The sequence below is a fragment of the Alphaproteobacteria bacterium genome (assembly GCA_033762625.1).
Lineage (GTDB): Bacteria > Pseudomonadota > Alphaproteobacteria > UBA9219 > RGZA01 > RGZA01.
Window position 1 is genome coordinate 20,114 of sequence record JANRLI010000008.1, and the last position, 7,397, is coordinate 27,510.

Genomic DNA, 7,397 nt, shown 5'->3' on the forward strand with positions numbered 1-7,397 from the left:
ATGTCCGATAAACAAAATGTGCAAGACGTATTCCTCAATTCCGTACGCAAAGCCAAAGTTCCCGTCACTGTGTTTCTGGTGAACGGTGTTAAGTTGCAGGGGATTATAACCTGGTTTGATAACTTTTCGCTGCTGCTCCGCCGTGATAGCCATATCCAGCTGGTCTATAAGCACGCCATTTCCACTATTATGCCATCCGGCCCTGTATCGCTGTTTGAAGCACAAGAAGCTGAACAAGCGTGATTGAACGCGAACACCTCACAACCGTAGATCCGGCGCGAACTTTTATTGTTCAGCCCATGTTCCGCTTTACCAATGCGCGCCGCAGCAGTGATGCGTTATTGGAAGAAGCGACAGGTCTCGCCGAAGCCATCCAGCTGAATCTGGTGGGCAGCAAAATCATAAATATCACCAACCCATCCCCCGCCACCTTGATGGGGAAGGGGCAAATGGCGGATATCGGTGCATTTTGCAAGGAAAACAAGGTCGAACTGGTATTTGTGAACCATAACATCACGCCGCCGCAACAACGCAATTTGGAACGTGAATGGAACGCCAAAGTCATCGACCGTACCGGCCTGATTTTAGAAATTTTTGGCGCCCGCGCCAGAACGAAGGAAGGCCAGTTGCAGGTTGAACTTGCCGCGCTCAGTTACCAACGCTCGCGCCTTGTGCGTTCATGGACCCACTTGGAACGGCAACGCGGCGGCTTCGGCTTTCTTGGCGGCCCTGGGGAATCCCAGCTCGAACTTGATCGGCGCCTCATCAGCAACCGGATTATCAAAATCAAAGAGGAACTAGATGATGTGCGCCGTATGCGCGGCCTACACCGCAAACAACGCGAACGCGCGGAACAACCGGTTATTGCGCTGGTTGGCTACACCAACGCAGGTAAATCAACGCTGTTTAACCGCCTGACGGATGCTGGCGTTATGGCTGAAAACCTGCTCTTTGCAACGCTGGACCCCACCATGCGGCAAATCACGCTGCCATCCGGCAAGCAGGCTATTTTATCGGATACCGTAGGTTTCATTTCCGATTTGCCAACGCATTTGGTTGAAGCATTCCACGCCACACTGGAAGAAGTTGAAAACGCCGATATCATTTTGCATGTGCGCGATATTTCCCATGAAGACACGCGCGCCCAAAAGGAAGATGTGCAAAATGTCCTTGAAACACTGGCGATTAATCATGACGACCCGCGCGTGATAGAAGCCTTGAATAAAATTGACGTCATTCCGCCGGAAGACAGGCAAACTATTATCCAGCAATCCCGCCGTTCAGGCCGTGAAACCATGAGTTCATGGTCGTTTCAAGGTGATGTCGTAAAGGGTGCCAGCGCCGCTATATCAGCATTAAGCGGGGAGGGGATTGATGATCTCCTCCATATGATTGATGAGCGGCTCAAGCTCGGCCATAAGAGTTATTCGATAAAACTCAGCTATAGCGAGGGCGCGCCCTTAGCATGGCTTTATGAAAATGGCACCATTATCAATCGCAAAGACAATGCCAAACACATTGTGCTTGAGGTGGAGTTAAGCCCTGCAAACTGGGGCCGCTATCAGGCGCAATTTGGAAAACGCAAATGAACATCGATATTGATAAAGTCGCATCTGCCATCCGTGATGTAGCCGCAACTGAAATTCTACCGCGTTGGCGCAATCTGGCCGCCGGCGATATTCAGGAAAAGACCGGCCCGCAGGATTTAGTTACGATTGCCGACCAAGCAGCAGAAAAAGCGCTTTCAGCAAAGCTTCTTTCACTCTATCCAGAAACGGTCGTGGTGGGGGAGGAGGGCGTAGAAGCCGATCCTTCAAAGATGGATTTGTTCAAACAGAACCAGCCCATTTGGGTTATCGACCCTATTGACGGTACAATGGCCTTTGCTGGTGGTAAACCGGAATTCGATGTCATGTTAGCGCTGACGCAAAATCATTCACTCGATGCTGGCTGGATCTACTCCCCCGTACAAGATGATATGTATTTCGCAACACGCGAACACGGTGCGATGCGCATTCATAAAAAAGCACAGGCGCAGAAATTATCTGCACCGACCATCCACGGAATTAAAAACTACACGGGTATTTTGGGCAACAAACTGCTTTCAAAAGAACACCGCGATTTCGTGAAATCGCAAGAGCCCAAATTCACGAAAATCTATTCATCCATCAGTGCGGGGCATGATTATGCGATGCTGATGCGCGGGGAAGCACAATTCGCCGTCTATGGCAAATGCATGCCGTGGGATCATCTTCCTGGCCTTACCATGCTTTCATGTCTGGGTTTCGTATATTGCAAGCACGACGGCAGCGCCTATGTGCCCGGCGATACCACGGGCGGTCTTATCATTGCACCCAATAAATCCGCGCTTGATGAAATCCGCGCGATTGTCATGGCAATGCACTAAAGCTATTTTTAGAATCTCGCTGCGGCTAAAGATTTTCAGATGGTTTCGAGAACCGGAGCGCAGCGTACGTTTAAGTACCTGAGCACCGGAAGCGCAGAAAGCTCTGAAAAGCTAACGCCGCAGTTAGAGATTATTTTACGCCTGCTTTGCGTACGGCGTTCCACATGGTCACTAATTCATCCAAGCCAACATCTTGCGGTTTTTTGCCTTGGCTCGCCAAGGTTCCTTCAATACTGTGAAAGCGCTTTTCAAATTTGCGGTTGGTGGTGCGCAGCGCATATTCAGGATCAACGCGCAATTTACGTCCAATATTGGCAACCACAAACATTACATCGCCCAATTCTTCGGTTAAACGGTCAACTAATTCCAGATCCAAAGGTTCTTTTTTGGTTTGGCGCTCGGCAACTACTTCTTTCAATTCAGCGATTTCTTCATCTAACTTCGCAAAAATATCCTTGATATCCGTCCATTCAAAGCCAACGCGGGCAGCGCGGCTTTGCAATTTAACGGCACGCGTGACGGCGGGCAGGGCATGCGCCACATCATCCAATGCGCTGGGCGTACCGCCTTGCGCTGTTGTTTTGGCATCGCGCTTGGCTTGTTTATCGCCTTCCCACATTTTCATCAACGCGGCATGGTCTTCCAGCTTTTTGTCCTCGAATACATGGGGGTGGCGTTCAATCATTTTCTCTGCTGCCGCATCGGCAATTTCATCAAAGCTGAACAGCTTTTTATCGGTGCCAATTTGCGCATAGAACACAATCTGGAACAGCAAATCGCCCAATTCTTCTTTCAATGCTGTCATGTCCTGACGTTCGATGGCTTCGACCACTTCATATACTTCTTCCAGCGTATATTTAGTGATGGTCGCAAAATCCTGCGCCACATCCCATGGGCAACCCTTTTCGGTGTCGCGTAACCGCGCCATAACCGCAAGCAGCTTTTCAGTACCTTTTAATGGGCCTTTTTGGTCGTTTCTATTCATGGAATCTTCCCTATAATCTTATGATTGATTCAAGCTAAAGCAGAATGCAACGGAAATGAAGGCACATTTTATAGGGTTAGGCGGCGTTGGTATGTCAGCAACGGCAAAGCTGTTACGCGATGCTGGCTGGGCCATTACCGGCAGCGATGAGGCCGTTTACCCACCCATTTCAACCGTGCTGGAAAAAGAAAAACTGGAATGCCGTACGCCCTATGCCCCAAGCAATATTCCGCCAGACGTCGATTTAATCGTTATCGGCAAAAACGCCAAGCTTGTGCCTGAAACAAACGCGGAGGTTGCAGCGGCATACCAATCAGGCAAGCGGATAGCATCTTTCCCAGAAGTACTTGGCGAATTATCAACCAGCAAGACATCGGTTGTGGTAGCGGGCAGTTATGGCAAATCATCCTGCTCGGCTCTGCTGGCGCATATTTTACAATCTGCGGGGTTAGACCCTTCGTTTTTTATTGGCGCGGTGCCACTCACTCCGTCATCTCCTGCGCAGATAGGGAAGGGGGATCTATTTGTCTTTGAAGGTGATGAATATCCATCCTCCAATACCGATAACCGTTCTAAATTCCTGCATTTAAAACCAAAGCATATTCTGCTTACGCCGCTGGCGCATGACCATGTGAATATATTTCCAACCGTAGATGCTTACCTTGCGCCGTTTAAACAATTGGTCACATTATTGCCGCCTGCAACATCGCTCATTGCCGCAACCAGCGGCCCATTAAGCAAGCAATTTCTGGGCAGTATAAAAAGTCCCGCCATTACCTATGGCGTGAGTGAGGGAGATTATACGGTAACCAATATCACCTACGGTGAAAACGATAAAACCAAGTTTGATATCATACATAACGGCAAATCTGTTTGCTGCGTAGCCACCACACAGCTTGGTGAACATAGCATTGAAAATATCCTTGGCTGCGCTGCGTTTGTATTCACCAATTGCCGCGTTACGCCACAAGCTTTTGTGCATGCAATTGACAGCTTCAAAGGGGTCATGCGACGCCTAGATAAAAAATCGGATAAAACATCCATTCCCATGTATGAAGGGTTCGGGTCGTCCTATGACAAGGCGCGCTCCGCCATCGCTGCGGTTAAACGCGGCTTTCCTAATCGTAACCTTGTCGTGGTGTTCGAACCCCATACCTTTAGCTGGCGCAGTCATGATACGCTGCATTGGTATGATGATGTCTTTGAAGGCGCAACGCGCACTTATGTGTATCAACCCGCATCACAGGGAGCTGGCACCCACAATCAGGCCAGTCATGCCGATATTATGGCGCGGTTAAAAGCTGTGAATTGCAACGCAGCTGCAATCTCTGCGCCGGATGAAGCATTAAAGCGTATCGGCAATGATTTAAAAGCCGATGATGTGGTGCTGTTCCTTACATCCGGTGATTTGGGCGGGTTGATTAAAACCGTGCCTGAATTCGCCGAAAAGAAATTCCCAATTTAGGATTCACAAAACAGCTTGAAATCCAGAATAATCCGTCGCCCTTTGCGGATATTCAAACGATGAAAGCCATGGAAGCTTTTATCGCTCCGCGCAAATGCGAAAAAGCGATTTGGTAGATAGGGAGAATAATCCACTTTATGAAATCCATCGAATGGTAAATGGACGCCGTCGGTTGAAATACGGTTTGGGTCATCCGCCGCATACACTTCGGTTCCCAAATCGGGCTGCGCGTCATCCTCGGCAAAGTATAAAATGCCGGTTAAAATTTTGCGCGGGCTATCGGTATGTGGCCCAAGAAAATAGCCATTTGTACTTTCTACTAAATTCGCACTTGGCCCCAGTTTCCATTTTTCACGCTGCAACCTATCCAGCGTTTCGGCTGGCAATAACTGCTTGAGCATTACTGATAAAAACAAATCATGCGAAAAGAAGGAGGCAAGAGCACTCCAAACCGGTCTTTGCTGCGGGCTTAGCCGTTCAATATAGGCCGGTTGTAACGGGAATTCGCGGCGAGCCAGCGCACCTGATTTAGCATATTCATCAACCGCCTGCCCAATGGCCTTGCTATCATCAAACTGTTGCTGCGTTGGCAGATTTGCATAAATAAAATCATACATCTCGCGCGGAAAGAACTGTTCTGAAATCAGATAGGAATAGGGGTCACGCTTAACAGGCGTCCGGTTCAAACGGGCAAGGGTATCTTGCAATCCAGTATTCAGACTATCCAAATCCATTATACTACCTTCATCGCTTCCAGCTCGCTCGCGCTAAACCGCTCCAGCGTCCGGCTTGCAAACGCGACATCCGCAGCATCGCGCGCCAAAATGATGTTCCCTGCAAAATTCGATTGCTCAATTGCTTGTTGCGTTGCTTCCTTGCTGGCAAGACCATGCCGTGATAAGCGAACCTGGTCGATATTATAAACCCAGCCGGATGCAATAAAATGCTTTACGATATGATAGCAGCTGGGGGTTTTGGGGTCACATTCCAACAAAACAGTGCGCAGCTCCGGGCTTTGCAGCACGTTCTTCATTCCCGCGACGACTTTGTTTTCGTGCCCATCCACATCAATCTTCACATGCTTGGGCATCGGCACAGCTTTTGTTTCCACCAAATGGTCAAGCGAAACCGCGATGCATCCTTGGGTAAAACGTGATGCTGCTTCATAATCATGGCTGGGCACAGAAAAGTCATTAAACGATGAGCCTGTTTTCATCGGGTCACTTAAAATCAGATTGGAAATTTCCAGCGGCTTATCCGCCACTGCTGCGCAGAAGGCGGTGATTTTGTGATGCGCAGCATTCAATAAAATACTGCGGCACAGTTCGGCATAATTTTGGGATTCCGGTTCAAACGCAAAGACACGTGCACCAGCAACCACGCCCGCATACAGTGCATAAATTCCTACATTCGCGCCAATATCAATGAATACATCATCGGCTTTAAAACTATGCAGCCATTCAATGGTGGTCGGTTCTTTTAAAAACAGCGTATTTACGCGCCAACGCGAATGCGGCGTGCTCATGCAATAACGTAGCAGTTTTCCATCAATTTGCAGCTCGGCAAAGGTGAATGGGCGCTCAGGATCAGGCAGTGTTTTCACCGCCGAGATTTGCTCCATCACATAGCGTGGCTTGGTTTTATATGCGCTCATGCGTTCATCTTACATCCCGCACATCGTCTTGCGTAATCCTGATTCTAAAAGGGCAGGGGAGAATTAGATCGAATTTTATCTAATTTGCATCTGCCTGAAAACACAGCAGATAGCGTATTTATTGGTCTTTTTAAATCACACCCATGAACTGCTCAAACATTCAACCATCATTAGTTCGAATTTTAGACATCATTAAGATGGCAAAAACCAATTTCAGATAATCATGGGAACATAATTTTTAGAAAATACTTTTAAGCTTTTTTTTTGGAGCTTGTTATGGCGCCACGCAATAGATCAGGTAGAAATCCAGCAGTTCTCGCTGAACAGGAAGCAATGAACAAGCTGATGAGAGATCTGTACGGTGACGGTGCGCGCCAACTGCACTTGGATGGTAATGCTGGCCCAGCAACCCGCGCTGTACGCGAAGCCCTTAAAGCGCAAATGGCGGCCTTAAGACCACCAATCCCTGTAGGCAGAACGCCGCAAGAGCGTTTGCGCGCGCTTACTCAGTTAACTGAGAGAATGAAAGCGGATGAAGAATCTAAAAGAGCGCTTAAAGAATTTATGGAAAAATTGCCAAATACGGCAAACGGCTTTAACCGTCCTGGCCCTGGCCAACAAAAGCTTCCACATCAACAATTAGATGCGCCATCTGCGCCTACATCAGCGCCATCGAGCGCACCTTCATCAGCACCATCGAGCGCTCCTTCATCTGAGCCTTCTAGCGCTCCATCATCAGAACCTTCTAGCGCGCCATCATCAGAGCCTTCTAGCGCTCCATCATCAGAACCTTCTAGCGCGCCATCATCAGAGCCTTCTAGCGCTCCATCATCAGAACCTTCTAGCGCGCCATCATCAGAGCCTTCAAGTGCGCCATCATCAGAGC

General features: G+C 48.7%; 8 protein-coding genes. 4 read left to right on the forward strand and 4 right to left on the reverse strand.

Going from position 1 to position 7,397, the window contains the following annotated elements; all coding sequences use genetic code 11:
• The 3 genes from hfq to SFW65_05195 are packed head-to-tail and all read left to right on the forward strand — an operon-like array spanning position 1 to position 2,407.
• The gene (gene hfq, locus SFW65_05185) at positions 1-243 is read left to right on the forward strand and encodes an RNA chaperone Hfq (protein MDX1922501.1); all 243 of its coding nucleotides are present in this window, start codon (positions 1-3) and stop codon (positions 241-243) included.
• The gene (gene hflX / locus SFW65_05190) at positions 240-1,589 is read left to right on the forward strand and encodes a GTPase HflX (GenBank protein MDX1922502.1); all 1,350 of its coding nucleotides are present in this window, start codon (positions 240-242) and stop codon (positions 1,587-1,589) included. Before hfq ends, hflX begins: the two co-directional genes overlap by 4 nt.
• Positions 1,586-2,407 carry an inositol monophosphatase gene (locus SFW65_05195; GenBank protein ID MDX1922503.1) on the forward strand — a complete coding sequence of 274 codons (822 nt, stop codon included), beginning with the start codon at positions 1,586-1,588 and terminating at the stop codon, positions 2,405-2,407. The genes hflX and SFW65_05195 overlap by 4 nt, the downstream gene beginning before the upstream one ends.
• Before the next feature lie 130 nt (positions 2,408-2,537).
• On the opposite strand, the gene mazG is transcribed toward SFW65_05195, so the two are convergent.
• A complete protein-coding gene (gene mazG / locus SFW65_05200) occupies positions 2,538-3,392 on the reverse strand; it encodes a nucleoside triphosphate pyrophosphohydrolase (protein MDX1922504.1) in 855 nt (284 codons plus the stop codon).
• Positions 3,393-3,447: 55 nt separating this feature from the next.
• On the opposite strand from mazG, the gene SFW65_05205 reads away from it, so the two are divergent.
• Complete coding sequence (locus SFW65_05205; protein MDX1922505.1) at positions 3,448-4,857, forward strand: Mur ligase family protein; 1,410 nt, start codon at positions 3,448-3,450, stop codon at positions 4,855-4,857.
• Here SFW65_05205 and SFW65_05210 read toward each other — a convergent pair.
• From SFW65_05210 to SFW65_05220, 3 genes are all read right to left on the reverse strand, one after another.
• Positions 4,854-5,591, reverse strand: a complete 738-nt coding sequence (locus SFW65_05210; GenBank protein ID MDX1922506.1) for a hypothetical protein — start codon at positions 5,589-5,591, stop codon at positions 4,854-4,856. The genes SFW65_05205 and SFW65_05210 overlap by 4 nt on opposite strands.
• Entirely contained in the window at positions 5,591-6,511 is a 921-nt protein-coding gene (locus SFW65_05215) for an FkbM family methyltransferase (protein MDX1922507.1), read from the reverse strand. The genes SFW65_05210 and SFW65_05215 overlap by 1 nt, the downstream gene beginning before the upstream one ends.
• 632 nt (positions 6,512-7,143) lie before the next feature.
• Positions 7,144-7,397, reverse strand: a 254-nt coding sequence (locus tag SFW65_05220) for a hypothetical protein (protein ID MDX1922508.1), incomplete at its 5' end; no start/stop codon positions are given.

Bases quoted from the DNA above. Each gene is read 5' to 3' on its own strand.
- hfq (MDX1922501.1), top strand. From the start codon at position 1: ATGTCCGATAAACAAAATGTGCAAGACGTATTCCTCAATTCCGTACGC.
- SFW65_05195 (MDX1922503.1), top strand. From the start codon at position 1,586: ATGAACATCGATATTGATAAAGTCGCATCTGCCATCCGTGATGTAGCC.
- mazG (MDX1922504.1), bottom strand. From the start codon at position 3,392: ATGAATAGAAACGACCAAAAAGGCCCATTAAAAGGTACTGAAAAGCTG.
- SFW65_05205 (MDX1922505.1), top strand. From the start codon at position 3,448: ATGAAGGCACATTTTATAGGGTTAGGCGGCGTTGGTATGTCAGCAACG.
- SFW65_05210 (MDX1922506.1), bottom strand. From the start codon at position 5,591: ATGGATTTGGATAGTCTGAATACTGGATTGCAAGATACCCTTGCCCGT.
- SFW65_05215 (MDX1922507.1), bottom strand. From the start codon at position 6,511: ATGAGCGCATATAAAACCAAGCCACGCTATGTGATGGAGCAAATCTCG.